The sequence below is a fragment of the Nocardiopsis sp. TSRI0078 genome (assembly GCF_001905145.1).
Classification (GTDB): Bacteria; Actinomycetota; Actinomycetes; order Streptosporangiales; family Streptosporangiaceae; genus Nocardiopsis.
In genome coordinates this window covers 582,034-598,351 of record NZ_LWLB01000001.1, presented here as the reverse complement: position 1 = coordinate 598,351, position 16,318 = coordinate 582,034, and the positions used below count along the sequence as shown (strand labels likewise).

The window sequence follows — 16,318 nt, the reverse complement described above, 5'->3', positions numbered from 1 at the left end:
TCCGGCGCTTCCTCGGCGACGCGCCCGGCAGCGGTCCGGGGGATCCCGGTCACCGCACCGACGGGGGCAGAGGAACCAGGAAGGCGGAGGGACGGATGATCGATCGGCTGAGGGAGGCCGTGACCGGCAGTCGGTGGTTCAGGTCGCTGCGCCGGGCCGTCGCGTATCGCGGGTACGAGCGCGAGACCGTCGTCATCATCCTCAAGAGCGTCATCGCCTCGACGGTCGCCTGGATCGTGGGATCGCTCGTGGGAGGGTCCTCCCAGATCGGCTTCGCGCCCTTCTCCGCCCTCCTGGTCGTGACGCCCAGTGTGTACGGGTCGATGCTGCAGTCCGGCCGCTACGTGGCCGCGGTCTTCCTCGGCGCGCTGATCGCCGGTGCGGGAGGGGTCCCCATCGGCGCGCACATCTGGCTGTTCGCGCTGGTCGTACTGGTCGCATTGCTGGTGGGACAGCTCTCGGTCTTCGGGGAACAGGGCAAGCAGATCGCGGTGGTCGCGGCGTTCGCGCTCGCCGGAGGTACCGCGGGCAGCCTTGAGAGCCTGGGAACGCTGCTGCTCATGGTCCTGGTGGGAACGGGGACCGCCGTCGTGACGAACGCGGTCTTCGCCCCCGCGATCCGCTTCCGTGACGCCAAGAACGCCGTGCTCGACTTCGCGGACGGCCTGCGCCGCCTCGCCCAGGAGATGGCGGACGGGTTCCGGGAGGGCGACGACGGGCGCGGCGACGTCGGCTACTGGAAGCGGACCGCGGACGGCTTCGACAACACCGCGCGCAACGCGCAGGAGACGGTCTCCCAACAGGAGTACCGCATGCGCCTGAACCCGCGCACACTCGTGAGCGGGCCCCCCTCGGCCGCGAAGCCGGCGGCCTACCGCGACTGGATCACCGCCCTGAGACGCTCCTCACGGCACCTGCAGTCCCTCGCCCGCGCCCTGTCCTACGCGCACAGCTCCCGCTCCCGAGCCCCCGAGCCGAGCGAGGCCTTCCTGCGCGCGTTCGCCCCGGTCATGGACGCGGCCGCCGACGCCTTCCGGGCCGTGTACGACGCCGATGAGCCCGAGCGTGAGACGTTCTCCCCCGATCTGGCCTCCTGCCTGGAACAGGCGGTCCAGCGGATCGCCCGGATGCGCGAGCGCATCGACGAGTACGGGACCGGGGAACTGTGGTCGGTGCACAGCGCGATGCTCACCGACATGGAGCGCCTGTTCGAGGAGTTGCAAGAGGGGCATGAGAACACCGAGCGCAGCCAGCGCGGAGGCACGTGAGAGCACCCGGACACGACGGGGAAGGGAGCGGTCATGGAACCCGCAGCGAACAGGAGGACGGCGGTCCTCGTGTCCGCCGTCCTCGGCGCCCTCGTACTGGTCACCGGATGCGGTGGGGGAGGGGCGAACGGCGGACCGGCGGAGGACGGGGGCGGAGGATACGGGAGAGGCTCCGCGAGCCCCGCGGAGATCGAGCCCGGACAGCCCGAGGTGGTGGCCACGGGGCTGGAGGTGCCGTGGGGGCTCGTCTTCCTCCCCGACGGCTCCGCCCTGGTCTCCCAGCGCGACTCGGCCGGGATCGCCCACGTGTCCGGGGACGGCACCGTCACGGACGTCGGGACGGTGGAGGAGGTCTCCCCGGTGGGGGAGGGCGGTCTGCTGGGCCTGGCCCTGCACCCGGACTTCCCCGACGAGCCGTACGTGTACGCCTACCACACCTCGGAGTCGGACAACCGGATCAGCCGGATGGAGTACGACCGGGAGGGCGGGAGCCTCGGGGAGGCCGAGGTCGTCCTCGACGGCATCCCCTCCTCCTCCCACCACGACGGCGGCCGGATCGCGTTCGGCCCGGACGGCTTGCTGTACGTGGGCACCGGGGACGCGGGCCGGTCGCGCCAGGCCCAGAACACCGACTCACTGGCGGGCAAGATCCTGCGGGTCACCCCCGAGGGGGAGCCGGCGCCGGGCAACCCCTTCGACAACCGCGTCTACAGCTACGGGCACCGCAACGTGCAGGGCCTGGCCTGGGACGAGGAGGGGAACCTGTACGCCACCGAGTTCGGCGCGGACAAGCTCGACGAGGTCAACCTGGTCGAAGCGGGCAACAACTACGGATGGCCCGAGGTGGAGGGCCCCGGCGGCGGGGACGAGTACGTCGACCCGCTGGTGACCTGGAGTCCCGAGGAGGCCTCGCCCAGCGGCGCCGCGATCGCGGGCGGTTCCCTGTGGGTGGCCGCGCTGCGCGGTGAGCGCCTGTGGGAGGTGCCGCTCACCGAAGACGGGCTGGGCGAGCCGGTGGCGCACTACCAGGAGGAGTACGGCCGCCTGCGCACGGTGGCCACCGCTCCGGGCGACGACGGGCTGTGGCTGACCACCAGCAACCGTGACGCCCTCGGCAACCCCGTCGCGGAGGACGACCGCGTCCTGCGGGTGCCGCTGGAGTAGGCGGACCGCCCGGCGGGGGCACCCGCCGCGGAGGCCCGCTCCGAGGGCCGGACGTGGACGTGGTGGACGGGGCCCCACGCTCTCCTGTGGGACCCCGTCCCCTTTCCCGGGGAGGGGCGTGCGGGGCGGGCGCCCGTCGCGCCCGCCCGTGGGATCAGCCGCAGACGGCGCCGTTGAGGGTGAACCTCTCAGGCACGGGGTTGGCGCCGATCGGGAGTTCGCCGACGAAGCCGAACGTCACCTCCGCGCCGGGGGCGATGCCGCCGTTCCAGTCCAGGTCCCGGGCGGTCACCGCGTGCCCGGACTGCGTCAGCTCGCTGCTCCAGTAGCGCTCCACGGTCTGCGCGCCGGTGAAGGACCACCCAAGCTCCCAGTCCGTCACGGGCTCGTCGCCCGTGTTGCGGACGGTCACCTGGGTGTTGAAGCGGTCCGGCCACTCGGCGTGGACCACGTAGTCGACCTCGCAGGGGGCACCGGCCGGCAGGAAGGCGTCGCCCTGGTCGGCGACGAACCCGGACACCCAGGCCAGTGTGGAGTTCCAGTTGATGGTCAGCTCGTTGGTCGCCCACGAGTCGATGTGGTCGATGTAGCAGAACTGGGGGGCGCACCCGGCCAGGTTGGACTGGGCCACGGGGTCCCAGGTGCCGGTGTCGGAGTTGGGGCCGCCGGACAGGGTGCCCTCGGGCGGGTTGGGCAGGCTCGGGTCGAGCTGGTGGGCGTACCAGCGGCTGTGCTGGTTGACCGCGTCGTTCTCGCCGTACCCGGTCACGTACGACTGGTTGAGGGCGTTGCGCCCGAGGAGGTAGTCCATGCCCTCCAGGACCGCGTCGCGAAAGTGCGTGTCGCCGCTGATGTCGTAGGCGCTGGCGACCACCACCATGTTGTTGAGCACGAGGTTGTTGGACCCCCAGGCGAAGACGCCGCCCTCGGGGTCGTAGGCCAGCCCGTACGGGTGCTCCTCCACGTTGGCCAGGTACTGCTCGGCCCCCTCGACGACGGAGGCGCGGACCTCGTCGCGGCCGTCCAGGGAGTTGGGCACGGTGGCCAGCTGGAGGCGGCCCAGCGGGGCGGTCCAGCGCCAGTCGAAACCGGACGCGGTGAACACGTCGCCGGTGTGCAGCTCGGAGGAGGTCACGGCCTCCTCGTAGGCGTCCTCCCCGGTGGCCAGGTACAGCTCCGCCGCGGCCCAGTAGAACTCGTCGGCCAGGTTGTCGTCGTCGTAGGGGCCGCCGCCCTCGCCGCCCGCGGCCGCGTAGCGCTCCGGTTCGGCCTCGGCCGCCGCCCAGGCGGTCTCGGCCGCCTCCAGGCACTCGGCGGCGAAGCCGGCGTCATAGGGCGCGAACACGCGGGAGCACTGGGCGGCGGTCGCGGCCAGGTTCAGCGTGGCCGCCGTCGACGGCGGGTGCAGGTAGCGGGGCTGGGGGTCGTCGGCGGGCATCAGGGGCAGGCCGGTCCAGCGCTCGTCGTGGACCTTGTGGTGCGCCATCCCCGCGAGCTCCTCGCCCTCGGGGACCTGCATGGACAGCAGGAACTCCATCTCCCAGCGGGCCTCGTCCAGGACGTCCGGCACGCCGTTGTCCCGTTCGGGAACGGCCAGGGTGGAGTCGGCGACCCGGTCGGGGTCCCCGGTCGGCGCGGTGTGCGTGCGCTCGTAGACGCTCATCAGCTGGTGGACGGAGATGCCGCCGTTGACCACGTACTTGCCGTGGTCGCCCGCGTCGTACCATCCGCCGGACACGTCGAGCGTGTAGTCGCAGGGGGAGGAGGGGTGGCAGGTGACCTCGGTGTCGCCCTGGTTGGGCTCGACCCCGGCGTGCCCGGCCTCACGGCCGTAGCCGGGGGCGATCTCGTCGAGGATCTCGATGCCGCTGCGCTGGGTGTAGTAGAACTCCAGGGCGTCCGTGGCCAGCGCGGCGTAGGGGTCGGCGGTGATGCCGAAGGGATGGCTGGTCTCCCCGTCGGCGGTCAGCGTGTAGCCCTCGCCCGCCTCGGTGAACCCGCCGAAGTCGACGGTGTGCACGTTCTGCCCGGAGGTCTCGTCCAGGCCGTACGGGGAGGTGAGGCCCTCGGCCACGACCGTGCCGCCGGCGTCGGCCAGCTCCCAGGGCAGGGCCTCCTCGGCGTCGGTGACCACGGTGGCGTTCTTGGGGCCGTGCGGAAGGTAGCCGACCTGGTTGACCCGCACGCGCGGACCGGTGTCGGGTTCGTGGACCGGGGGTTCGGCGCCGCCGACCAGGGACACGTCGTCCAGGCAGAACGTCCAGTCCTCCTCGGCTCCGCCGATCTGGAAGGCGAGCTGGGCGTCGTCCATGTCGGCCGCCGCGGTGAAGACGTACTCGTGGCCGGTCATCGCCTCCGTGAGTACGGGCCGCTCGTCCAGTTCGGTGCGCCAGGGGTCGACGGGCTCCTGGACCAGGGCGCGGACGGGGAGGCCGTCGGCGCCGGAGGCGGTGAACGAGAGGGCGTAGGACTCCCCGGCCAGGAGGGGGATGTCGTTCTGGCCGACGATCTGGTCCCACGGGTCGCCGGTACCGCCTGGGACGTCGACGCACAGGGCCCCGTCGTCGCTGACGGCGAGATCGATTCCCTCGGTGGCCCACCAGCCGGTGGTGCCGTCGCCGAAGTCGCCGTTGGTGATCTGCTCGACGGGTTCGTCGTCGGCCTGAACGGGGGAGGCCGCGAGAAGACTCGCGCTGAGTGCGGCCATGGCGCCGAGCGCCGTCGCCGTGTTCCTTCGTGCCGGGCTCAAGGGGGTCCTTCCGCTGGGGGGTGAGCGGTCGGAAGCACTGGGAGCGCTCCCAATAGTATGACTATTGTTGTGTCGCCCATCACACATGTCAATGGGAGCGAACGGAACACCCCGTGTGCCAGGGGATCCCCCGGCACACGGGGTGGTCGACTCGGGAGGCGGGAACGATGGGAGGGGATCAGTCCGGGAGCAGGCCCCGGGCGACGACCTCCTCGACCAGGGCACGGCGCACCTCGTCGGCGTCGCCCGTGTGCCCCTGGTGCCCGGTGGCGGCACGCACCTCGGCGCGGACCGCCTCGACCACGGCGTCACCGCGCAGGACCTCCGCGAGCGGGGCCGCCTCGACGGCCTCCTTCCAGCGGCGCAGCGCGTCCAGCCGGCCGTGCTCGACGGCCTCGCGGGTGATGTGGAACAGGGCGTCGATGTTGCGGTGGTAGGCGTCCGGGTCCGTGAGGTCGACGCTGATCACCTCAACGGGCCGATTGCCGCCGTCGCCGTCGGGGCGCAGGTGGTAGACCTTCCAGAGGCGGCCGCTGGTGAGGATCACCCACTCGGCGCCCTCCTCCACGGCCAGGCGCCGGGACACCTGGATGTTGCGCTGGTCGAGCTCCTGGCCGACCCTTCGCACCTCCACGGGCGCGAACAGCTTGCCGTCCAGCACGATCGCGTAGTCGATCGAGTCGCCGCTGGTCCGGTACTCGGTCGTCATGTCCTGGTACTTGCTGAAGTTCAGCCCGACGCTGAAGAAGTCGGCGACGAGCATGCGGGTGTCGCCGTCGTTGGCGTCGCGCTCGATGAGCTCGTTCAGCGGACCGGTGAGGCGGTCGACCGCCGCGGCGACACGGCCGTGAACGGCGGTGTCCCAGCTCAGTGTGGTGCTGGTGAACTCGCCGGTCCTGGTCAAGACCTGGGTCTCTTCAGCGTCCATGAACGTCCGTTCCCGTGTGTGTCCCGTGTGTTGCAGGCCCCGCCGCACGGCTTTCTCCGGGGAGCGGGGAGCACGTGGGCAGGGGGAGAATCCGGCCACGATGGTACAGCTCACCAAGGGGTCGGACACCTTCAGGCTCCCCCGCCCGCGGGGGTTCGCCGATCGCGGGGGTGCCACGGGAGGCCGCGGCCGCGGGCCGCACGGGCGTTGGGGCAGCACACGTGCGCGTACAGGTCGGGTCCGGTGGGTCCTCCACGGGACCGCCCCGACGGCCGAAAGAGGCGCGGTCCGGCCCCGGACGTCGTCCGGTGCGCCCCCGGACGGACCGGAGGCGGCCGGGCACGCCTCCCCTGGCCCGGTACCCGACCGCCCGTTCGTGCGGGCCCGTCAGGCGAGCAGGCGGCGCAGCTCCTCCAGGAAACGCAGCAGGGCGACCGAGCCCGGGTCCCGCTCACCGGTCCCGCGTTCGCCCACCCAGGCGGCGCGGCCCTTCGCCGACGTCAGGCCGCTGGTCTCGTCGACGACGCGTGCGGCGACGGCGACCGCGTCGTCGGCCGCGCGTCCCGGGTCCCGGGCCCCGGCGAGGGCTCCCTCCAGCGGAACGAGCACGTCGACGAACGTCTTGTCGCCCGGCCGGGCACCGCCCCGTTCCCGCACGCGCCGGCACACGGCCCCCGTGATCCGCGCCGCGTCTCCCGCGGAGAGCTCCGGAAGGTCCTCGGTGTCGGCGGCGGCCGCGATCAGACCCGTGCCCACCAGCGCGGCGAAGGTGGAGGGGTTGGCCGAGGCGAACGCGGTCCCGGCCGTGCGGAGTACGTCCGCGTGGTGCACGTCCTCGGGCAGGCCCAGCAGCGCCGCGCGCACCGCCTCGGCACCGGAGGCGACGGTCACCCCCAGATCCCCGTCCCCGAGCCTGGCGTCCAGGTCCCGCAGCTCCTCCGCGTGCGCGGGCATGCGCTCCATCGCCCCGACGAGCAGCGACCGCAGGGCGCTGGGCGTGCCCGTGGTCCGGACGGCGGGCGCCGTGCCGGAGGAGGGGGCCGCCTCCTCCGGCACGGCGCCGCCCCGAGCGGCCGGGGTCTCCGTGCTCCCCTGCGAGAAGAACGGCGACGCGGCCGGGGCGTCGACCAGCTCGGCGAGCTCGCCGTCGAGCAGCAGGACGGACACCGAGGCGCCGGCCATCTCCAGGCTGGTGGCGAACTCGCCGACGTAGCGCCGGTGGATGGTGACCCCGCGCTCCTCCAGGACCCGGTGCACCCTGCGGTAGACCAGGTACAGCTCCTCCAGGGGCGTGGCGCCCAGGCCGTTGACCAGGACCGCGACCCTGTCCCCGGCGGAGGGCTCCAGCTCACCCAGGATCTCCTCCAGGAAGCGGTCGGTGATCTCGTCGGCGGTCTCCAGGGCGCCGCGGTGGCTGCCGGGCTCGCCGTGGATGCCGATCCCCACCTCCATCTCGTCCTCGCCCAGCGTGAACGTCGGCGTGCCGGTGGTGGGCAGGATGGTCGGCGACAGTCCCACGCCCATCGTCCGGGTGGCGTCGACGGTGCGCTGGGCGACGGCGCGCACGTCCGGGAGGGCGTCGCCCCGCTCCGCGGCGGCACCGGCGGTCTTGTAGGCGAAGAACAGACCGGCCACGCCCCGGCGGGTCTCCTCCCTGCCCCGGGGCGCGGAGAGCACGTCGTCGGTGCCCAGCACGGTCGCGGTCGCGATGTCCTCGGCGGCGACGACGTCCGCGGCGAGGTCGAAGTTGTAGACGTCACCGCCGTAGTTGCCGTACAGGTACAGCACCCCGGCACCGCCGTCGCAGGCCCGCGTGGCCGCGGCGATCTGCTCCGCGGACGGAGAGGAGAAGACGTTGCCCACCGCGACACCCGTGGCGAGCCCCTGGCCGACGTATCCGAGGAACAGGGGCATGTGGCCCGACCCGCCCCCGGTGACGATCCCGACCCGCCCGGGAACGGGCGCGTCGGCGCGCACGAGCGCTCGCCGGTCGGCCGTCGCCGCCCTCAGCCGGTCCGGATGTGCCAACAGCAGGGACTCCGTCACCTCGTCGACGAAGTCCTCAGGGCGGTTGATGATCTTCTTCGGTGCCACGTCACTCACTCGTCTCTCGTTCGTTGGGCGGACGGGCGCTCGGCCGCGCCGGGGCGGTGCCTCAGGACAGGGCTCGCGCGGTCTCCCTGAGCACGTCGAGGTCCTCGGCGCTCACACGCCCCTCGCACACGCGGGCGGGGCCGGCGGACAGCCCCTGGACATCCAGTCCCGCCTTGAGGTGGGGGATGCTGCCCCCCTTGACCGCGGCGACCGCGCGCTCCACGAGCGGTCCCGCCGCCGCGGCGCCCTCCCGGTCCCCGGCGCGCAGGGCGTCGCGCAGGGTGACGAACGGCTTGGGGAAGACCGAGGAGACGCCGGACACCACGCCCGTGCCCCCGGCGCGGACGAGTTCCCCGAAGGCGACGTCGTTCCCGGACAGGACGGAGAAGCCCCCGGGCGCGGCCTCCAGATAGGAGCGGACGGAATCGTCGCTCTCCCCGCTGATCTTGACGCCGCGTACGCCCACCTCCGCCAGGCGCCGCAGCACCGACGGGGGAGCGGGGGTCGTGGAGCGGACCCGGAACAGGTAGGCGTGGACCTCGGCGTCTCCGGCCGCGGCCACGATCCGCTCGTAGTAGCGCAGCAGAGCGTCCTCGGGCGCGGGCAGGAAGAAGGGGGTGACGGCCGCCAGGCGGCGGGCACCGGAGGAGACCGCCGCCCGGGCGAGGCGCTCGGCCTGCCGGGGGGCCGCCGCGCCCACGTGCGCGTAGACGCCGTCGGGACCGAACACCTCCAGCGCGATCCGCACGACCTGCAGGCGCTCGTCGTCGTCCAGGGCGGTGAACTCGCCGGTGGTCCCCGCGGCGAAGACCCCGTCCGCGCCCCGGTCGCGTACCGCGGTGACCAGGTCCCGGACGGCTCCTGTGTCGAGTTCCTCGTTCGCGGTGAACGGTGTGGGCAGGGCGGTGATCACCTGTGCATGGGCGGGCATGGGCGGGTTCTCCTTAGGGAAGAGGGCGTGCGGTGGGAATCGGAGGAGGAGTCACGCGGTGGGCGTGGGGGTCCCGCGGTCCTCGCGGGGATGGCGGCGGCGCCAGGCGGAGCGCAGCGGCGGGGCGGCGAGGGCCACGGCGCTGACCACGAGCAGGGCCACGGCGATCGGGCTGGTGGCGATGGTGCCGACACCGCCGATCTCCAGTGCCCGGCGCAGGTTGCCCTCGGCGAGCGAGCCCAGGATCAGGCCGAGGACGACCGGCCCCGGGGGGATGCCGAAGCGGCGCAGGAACAGGCCGAGGAGGCCGAACACGAGCATCACGGCCACGTCGAAGACGCTGTTGTTGACGGCGTAGGTGCCGACCATGCAGAACACGAGGATGACGGCCCACAGGAAGTGCTGGGGCAGTTCCAGGAGCCTGGCCACGCCCCGCATCCGCAGGACGCTCACGACCAGCGCCAGCACCGTCGCCACGAGCATGATCCCGGCGATGCTGTACACCAGGTCGGGCTGGTTGGCGAACAGGGACGGTCCGGGCTGGATGCCCCAGACGACCATCGAGCCGATCATCACCGCCATCACCGAGTCGCCGGGCAGCCCCAGCGCGAGCGTGGTCGTGACGGAGCCGCCGAGCGTGGCGTTGGAGGAGGTGTCGGCGGCGGTGATGCCCTCCAGTGAGCCCCTGCCGAACTCCTCCGGCCGCCTGGACGCGCGCCGGGCCTGGTCCCAGCCGAGGATCCCCGCGATGTCGCCGCCGGTGGCGGGGACCACGCCGACGACGCCGCCCACTCCGCTGCCGATGGCCATCGGCTTGAGCATGGTGCGCCAGTCGGAGCGGCGGGGAAACCACCTTCCGAAGTCGGTGATCGGCTTGGAGGCGGCTCCCCGGCGGTGGGTGAGGATCTGGTTCATGACCTCGGCGATGCCGAAGAGGCCGATGATGGCCGCGATGAACGGGATGCCGTCCGACAGCTCCGCGAGCCCGAAGGTGAAGCGCGGGGTCCCGGTGATGGGATCGCGTCCCACCGTCGCCAGCAGCAGGCCGAGCACGCCCGCGACGAGCCCCTTGAGGACCTTGCCCCCGGACACGCCGATCATCATCGTCAGGCCGAACACCACCAGCGCGAACATCTCGGCGGGACCGAAGTTGAGCGCCAGGCGGGACAGCGGGATGGCGGCGACCATCAGCAGGACGACGCCGACCAGCGTGCCCCAGGCCGAGGCGAAGGCGGACGAGGTCAGCGCCAGTCCGGCCCGGCCCTGGCGCGCCATCGCGTAGCCGTCGAAGGTGGTGGCGATGGAGGCCGGCGTCCCCGGGGTGTTGACGAGGATGGCGGGGACGCGGTCGCCGAAGTTGGCGGAGACGTAGATCGTCAGCAGTACCGCCAGACCCGGCAGCGGGTCCAGCGAGAGGGTGAAGCCACTGGCCAGGGCGACCGTCATGGTCGCGGTGACACCGGGGAAGGCGCCGACCAGCATGCCCAGCAGGGCGCCGGCGGCGATGCACAGCAGCACGGTGGGGTCCAGCAGCGCGCTGAAGCCCTCGACGAGCGGACTCATAGTGGCACCCTCAGCAAGACGCCGAACAGCAGGTACAGGACAGCGGTGACCACGACCGGGAAGGCGATGAGCGCCTTCCAGCCGCGTCCGCCGCCGAGAAAGGCCAGCGCGGCGACCAGGATCGCCGTGGACACCCGGAAGTCGACGAAGTACCAGAGCACTCCGTAGCCCGCGACGGCCGCCAGCATGGAGAGCAGCCGCAGGGCCCCCGAGCGGGTGGAGGGTTCCGGGGCCTCCTCCTCCGCGCCCCGCGGGCGCAGCAGTGAGACGGCACCGTGGGCGAGGCCCAGCCCGACCAGCGCCAGGGAGAGGACCTCGGGCCACCAGCGCGGGCTGAACTGGGTGAGTCGGGCCCCCTCGGGAATCTGGAGGGCCAGTGCGAACGCGCCGAGGCCGAGTACGGCGCCGGCCGCGGCCGGGACCAGCTCGCGTGTGCGGGACCCGGGGCGCGCCGCCTCCTCGGCGGGCGGCGCGCCCGGCCCGGTCCGGGGATCGGACACGGCGATCAGCCCTCGTCCCCGAGCAACTGCTCGAAGCGGGCGTGCTCGGACTCGACGAACTCCGCGAACTCCCCGGCGGGGACGTTGACGGGGATGTTGCCGGAGTCGCTGATGATGGTGCGGAACTCCTCGGATTCCGCGGCGGCCGAGAAGGCCTCCTCCAGCTTGTCCAGCACCTCCTCGGGCACACCCGCCGGAGCGCCGATGCCGCCCCAGCCGCCGATCACCACGTCGACTCCCTGCTCGCCGGCCGTCTCCACGTCGGGCAGCGCCTCGGAGGGCTCGGAGTCGAAGACGGCGAGCACGCGGAGCTGACCCTCCTCGTGCGCGGGAGCGGTCTCGGAGATGCCCGCCACGACCGCGTCCACCTGTTCGCCGACGGCGGCGGTGACGGCGGGCGCGCCGCCGTCGAACGGGACGGGGCGGAACTCCGCGTCCGCGGTCGCGCCGAGTTCGCGGGTGGCGGCCTCCCAGATCGAGCCCGCGCCCGAGTTGGAGACCGTGACGGAGTCGGGGTCCTCCTTGGCGGCTTTCACCAGGTCGTCGAGGGTCTCGTGGGGGCTGTCCGCGGGGACGGCGATGGTGGCGGGGACCGAGACCATCTGCCCCACGAGGTCGTAGTCGGCCGGGTCCACGTCGTAGCCCTGGTAGCCGAGCATCACCGTCTCGACCGGCAGGTACCCGATGCTGTACCCGTCGGCGGCGCGGCCGGCGAGGTCCTGCAGTCCGACGGATCCGGCGCCGCCGCTGCGGTTCTCCACGATGATGCTCTGCCCGAGGGACTCCTCCATCTCGGCGGCCAGGGTGCGCGCCGCCAGGTCGGAGGCGCCGCCCGCGTCGTAGGGCACGACGAGCGTGATGTCCTGGCTGGGGTAGTCGGTCGTGTCCTCGCTGACACCGCCCCTGTCCGCGCAGCCCGCGGTGAGCGCTGTGACGGCCAGTGCGGCGGCCGTCAGGCGGAAGGTGGTGGAACGCATGGTGTTCTCCGGATCGCTCGGTGGTTCGGCTCCGTGTGTCTTGGGTTGCGGGACGTGAGCCGAGGGATGGTGGTGCGGAGCCGTCGGCTCAGTCGGTGCCGGGGCGGGTGTAGGGCGTACGCAGTCGGAGCCGGGCGTTGTCCAGGTGCTCGCGCAGCTCCGCGAACACGGCCTCGGTGCCGCCGGACTCGACCAGCCCGGCCAGGACCTCGTGTGCGGTGACGGAGGGTCCGAGGTCCTCGTAGCGCTCGTTGGACGCCAGCAGGAGCACCTCGATGGTCGGCCGGTACTGGGCCCACACGTCGGCGAGGCGCCGGTGCCCGGCGGTTTCGTAGAAAACCGAGTGGAAGCGCACGTCGGCGGCGGTGAAGGCGTCGGGATCGCGGTCCTCGCGGGCCTTGCGCATCTGTCGCAGGGGCTCCTGGAGCCCGGCGCTCAGCCCGGCGCGGTCGCGGTCGAGGCTGATCTCCAGCGCCAGCCGCTCCAGGGAACCGCGCAGGGAGAACAGCTCGTCGATGTCGTCTCCGTCCAGCCCCACGACCGTGGCGCTGCGGCGGTTGGTGTCGATGAGCCCCTCGGAGGCCAGGAGCTTGAGGGCGTCGCGGATCGGCCCCCGGCTCAGCCCGAACTGTTCGGCCAGATGGCCCTCCACCAGCGACGTCCCGGGTGCGTAGCGTCCCGTGATGATCAGGCGCCGGAGTTCGCCGGCGACCTTGTCGCCCAGTGCCTGCTGCTTGATGGGCAGGATCTCCGACATGGTTTCCTTTCGGTTAACTGTTAACGGTTAACCACATTGGATCACAGTGTGACGCGTGTCAACGCCCGGTTCGGAGGATGGTCGGGGGTGCGCCGCCGCAGGCCAGAGGTTTCCCCGGTGTCCCAGGGCTTCTGGGCGGTCGCGGATCCAGGAATTTTTTACCGTCGCCGGTCCGGGCGGGGCCCTCTCCGGTACCGCACCGTTACCAGGGCGTTGCGCTCGGCGTTCGTCCGGGTGGCGGCGCGGTCGACGCGGCTGTGGGTCGCGGAGCGTTCCCATGGATTCACAGCGCTGCCGGCGGCCGTGGGTGTTGGGGGAAGGGGAGCCTGAGGCCCGGGAAGAGGGGGATCCAGGGGATGCCCGGGGCTGGACCGGCGCCGCTTCCGGGCTCCTGCCGGGCAGGGGGTTGTTCGGGGGGCGACCTCAGCAGGGCACCGCTCCAGGCACGCGGATGCTCCAGGCGCGCGGAGGAGCCGGGGGGTCCTCACGCACTGAGCCGGTGGGGCGCGCTGGTCCCGGTGACCGGGTCGGGCCACGAGGCCGCGAACGCGGGCTGGTCAGGCGTTGACGCGGACACGTGCGCGTACGGGCCGGGGCCGTGTTCGCGGAGGTGGTCGGCGGTGCTCCAGGAGAGGGGCGGTCACGGTTCCGGAGGCGGGTCGGTGCCGGAATCGAAAAAGGCGTGATCACGGCTTGCGTTCGCAGGGATGCAGCGTGGTAGCGTCATTTCCGGTCAGGCGATGACGGTCATTTCGGGCCTTTTCTCGACGAGGCAGGTCCCCGGTCATCACGTCATTTCTCCCGTTGTTTCCTGGCCTTCCCCCTGTATTCGCACCGCCCTCTCGGTGGAAGGAAACTCCGATGTCCGGACCTCATGGCCTCCCCGGCGCCCCCGGCGGAGGCGCTCCTCGGCGGAGAGCCCGAGGCGGCCGGTGCGGCGGTCCGGGGGGAGCCGACCACCCGGGCGACGCCGAGAGCGGTCCCGGACGGGGCCCGCGGCCATGAGCAGCGGTGCCTCGTTCGGGACCACGTCGCCTATCCGGCGGATGAATCGGTGGCCGAAATAAGGGGCGTATAAGTGACCGGAAAAAAGTCAAGGGGTACGCGGAACAGTCTCAGCCGAAAACGACACGAATCGTCGCTTCCACGCCGCCGACGTGTGCCATGAGATTCCTGATCGCCGACCAGGCAGGTGAACGGCGTCGTGGTGGAAAGCGGGAATCGAAGAAGGAGACCGAGATCCGTGCGCCATGGGCGGCCGGGGCTCCGTCCCGAGCGGGCGGCGCACGGCGACCGACCCGCCCGCGCCCGTCCCCGGACACGCCGAAGGCCCCGGCCCGATGCGACCAGGACCTCCAGCCGCCACCGCGCCGGTCGCCGAGGCGCGGGGAACGGAGTTCCCCGGCCGCGGCCGACCGGACGCGAGGGCCCGGTCCGCCTCACGGCGGACGTTCGCGGTCAGGCGGTGCCGCCGACCAGGTGCTCCACGAAGGAGCGGTAGTCGCGCAGGGCCAGTCGGAGCGCTTCGGTGTCCGTGCCCCTGTCGTCGTTCCACGCGGCGCGGAGCGCGGAGCGGCGCGACTCGATCTCGGCGACCACGGCGTCGGTGACCTCCGCCGCCAGTGCGTCCAACTCGCGCACGGCCTGGTGGGGATCGTCGACGAACCTGTTCTGCGCCTCGCTCCAGCGCTTGCGTACCGCTTCGGGGTCCATACCGCGCGGTCCGAGCTGCCATGCCCCGTGACCGGTGTCGGCGGTGGAGCGCCCCGGCGCCGGATCGGTCACCTGCGCGTCGACCGCCATCGCATCCGGGGCACCGGAATCCGTTCGGGGCCCGGGCACCTCGGCCGCATCCTGCTGGTACACGTCCTGTTCCGTTCCCCGGTTTCCTCCGAAGCGTGTCGCGTGCTCGGCCATCTCGGCCTCCTCTCGTCGGTGTCCTTTACGCTCCGTGCGCGCTGAGGCGCCGTCGGAGCCGGTCACCGCTGTGTCTTCGGTCCCCGGTCCCGCTGGGGCTGGTCCGTCGCGGCCCTCGGCCGCGGCGCGGTCCGGTGGTCCGTGCCGTCGGCGGCGGGCAGCTCGCCGAGCAGGCCCTCCACCAGTCCGCGGTAGGCCACCAGCTCCTCGCGCATGTGCTCGGTGCCGGTCTGGTCCGCCTCGACGGGACGTCCGGAGGCGTGCACGCGGCGGAACTCGGCGACCGCGGCGGGATGGTCCACCGACAGGTCCCTGAGGCGCGACTCGAAGCCCGAGGTGTCACCGGTGTCGGCGGGGCGGTCGGGATAGCCGCGATCGATCATGATCGCTTCCACCAGACCGCGGGCGCTGCGGACGGAGCGGACGGGGTCGTCCACGAACTCCTGCTGCACCACGGCCCACGTGTCGGTGTGCGCCGCACGCTGCTGGTCGCTCAGCTTGCGGAGCTTCATGTTCTTGCGGTGGCGGAGCCGCTCGGACAGATCGCGTTCGGCGGCCGCCGCGTCGCCGTGGGCCTCCACGGCGTGGTCGTACTCCGCGCCGAAACGCTTCTTCAGTCGGGTGGTGCGCCGACCCGGAAGGAGGGAGGACCGCGCAGCGATCGCAATTCCTCCGGCGATGACGACCACCGCTACCACGATGATGGCGATGATGACAATGGTTCCGGTCTCCATGTGGCCACCTCCTGTGGTTGCGCCTGCCCCCAAAGCCCCTCCCAAAACGCACCCATGGTTTGACCAGGTACGCGTGTCGGATGAGGACGCGGCGGCGCGCACCCGTCGGTAGGTGAGGGGAGCGCCCCGGGAGCCCGGCCCGGTGCCGTCAGAGCACGCGGCGCCGGGAGGCACGGAAAAGGGGAGGTCACGGCCCCGGCGAGTACAACGCGTGTCCGGTTCCTGAACCGCTCGTCGACGAGCCAGGGGGTCCAGGACATGTCGGTGCCGAGGCCCCGCACGGGTAACGGGAGCTCTTCGACGCGCGGACCGGGGAAGTCCCGCGGCGCCGTGGTGGCCCGGAACCGGTGGAACGCCGCCCCGGGGAACCGGGGCGGGAGACGAGGGCGACCCACCTTCAAGGACGCCCGCCGTCAGCGCGCGTGGCACGAACGGTCACGAGTGGAAGCCATCCCAGTAGCCGTCGATGCCCACCGTGAACCCGGCGGGGGGCTGTCACACAGATGCTCGAAACGTTCTCCCAGGGCCTCGATGGTGTCGCGCATGGACATGGGACCGAACCGCTCCCTGATCGCCCGGGCGGCCTGGATCGTACGTCCGCTGAAGACGAGTTCGTCGATACGGCCCCATTCCTCGGACACGGTCCCTCCTGAGAGTTGTCCGGGGCGCGCCGACCCACCGGCCGTCACCGGGGCGCAGGGAGCGGGCACTCCGTCCGTACCGGTGAACGGGCCGG

12 protein-coding genes are annotated in these 16,318 nt (G+C 72.4%); 2 read left to right on the top strand and 10 right to left on the bottom strand.

Annotation, left to right across the window (positions count from 1 at the left end; all coding sequences use genetic code 11):
• Positions 1–95: 95 nt before the first annotated feature.
• Complete coding sequence (locus A6A08_RS02725) at positions 96–1,268, top strand: aromatic acid exporter family protein (protein WP_073701070.1); 1,173 nt, start codon at positions 96–98, stop codon at positions 1,266–1,268.
• A gap of 33 nt (positions 1,269–1,301) precedes the next feature.
• Positions 1,302–2,432, top strand: a complete 1,131-nt coding sequence (locus tag A6A08_RS02720) for a sorbosone dehydrogenase family protein (RefSeq protein WP_073700875.1) — start codon at positions 1,302–1,304, stop codon at positions 2,430–2,432.
• A gap of 154 nt (positions 2,433–2,586) precedes the next feature.
• Here A6A08_RS02720 and A6A08_RS02715 read toward each other — a convergent pair whose 3' ends face one another.
• The 10 genes from A6A08_RS02715 to A6A08_RS02665 all read right to left on the bottom strand — a co-directional run bounded on the left by A6A08_RS02715 (position 2,587) and on the right by A6A08_RS02665 (position 15,582).
• Positions 2,587–5,181, bottom strand: a complete 2,595-nt coding sequence (locus tag A6A08_RS02715; protein ID WP_073700874.1) for a glycoside hydrolase family 9 protein — start codon at positions 5,179–5,181, stop codon at positions 2,587–2,589.
• A 178-nt stretch (positions 5,182–5,359) separates the two neighbouring features.
• Entirely contained in the window at positions 5,360–6,109 is a 750-nt protein-coding gene (locus tag A6A08_RS02710; RefSeq protein ID WP_073701069.1) for a hypothetical protein, read from the bottom strand.
• Between the two features lie 387 nt (positions 6,110–6,496).
• A complete protein-coding gene (locus A6A08_RS02705) occupies positions 6,497–8,212 on the bottom strand; it encodes a dihydroxyacetone kinase family protein (RefSeq protein ID WP_073700873.1) in 1,716 nt (571 codons plus the stop codon).
• A 52-nt stretch (positions 8,213–8,264) separates the two neighbouring features.
• Entirely contained in the window at positions 8,265–9,134 is an 870-nt protein-coding gene (locus A6A08_RS02700) for a dihydrodipicolinate synthase family protein (RefSeq protein ID WP_073700872.1), read from the bottom strand.
• Positions 9,135–9,185: 51 nt separating this feature from the next.
• Entirely contained in the window at positions 9,186–10,697 is a 1,512-nt protein-coding gene (locus A6A08_RS02695) for a tripartite tricarboxylate transporter permease (RefSeq protein WP_073700871.1), read from the bottom strand.
• Positions 10,694–11,197, bottom strand: a complete 504-nt coding sequence (locus A6A08_RS02690) for a tripartite tricarboxylate transporter TctB family protein (RefSeq protein ID WP_073700870.1) — start codon at positions 11,195–11,197, stop codon at positions 10,694–10,696. The genes A6A08_RS02695 and A6A08_RS02690 overlap by 4 nt, the downstream gene beginning before the upstream one ends.
• Positions 11,198–11,202: 5 nt before the next feature.
• Positions 11,203–12,174: a tripartite tricarboxylate transporter substrate binding protein gene (locus tag A6A08_RS02685; RefSeq protein WP_073700869.1), complete on the bottom strand. Its 972-nt coding sequence runs from the start codon at positions 12,172–12,174 to the stop codon at positions 11,203–11,205.
• A gap of 88 nt (positions 12,175–12,262) precedes the next feature.
• Entirely contained in the window at positions 12,263–12,931 is a 669-nt protein-coding gene (locus A6A08_RS02680) for a GntR family transcriptional regulator (protein WP_073700868.1), read from the bottom strand.
• A gap of 1,458 nt (positions 12,932–14,389) precedes the next feature.
• Entirely contained in the window at positions 14,390–14,848 is a 459-nt protein-coding gene (locus A6A08_RS28495) for a hypothetical protein (RefSeq protein ID WP_242422065.1), read from the bottom strand.
• A 62-nt stretch (positions 14,849–14,910) separates the two neighbouring features.
• Positions 14,911–15,582 (bottom strand): hypothetical protein, encoded by a 672-nt coding sequence (locus tag A6A08_RS02665; RefSeq protein WP_073700866.1) that lies wholly within the window; start codon positions 15,580–15,582, stop codon positions 14,911–14,913.
• Positions 15,583–16,318 lie beyond the last annotated feature (736 nt).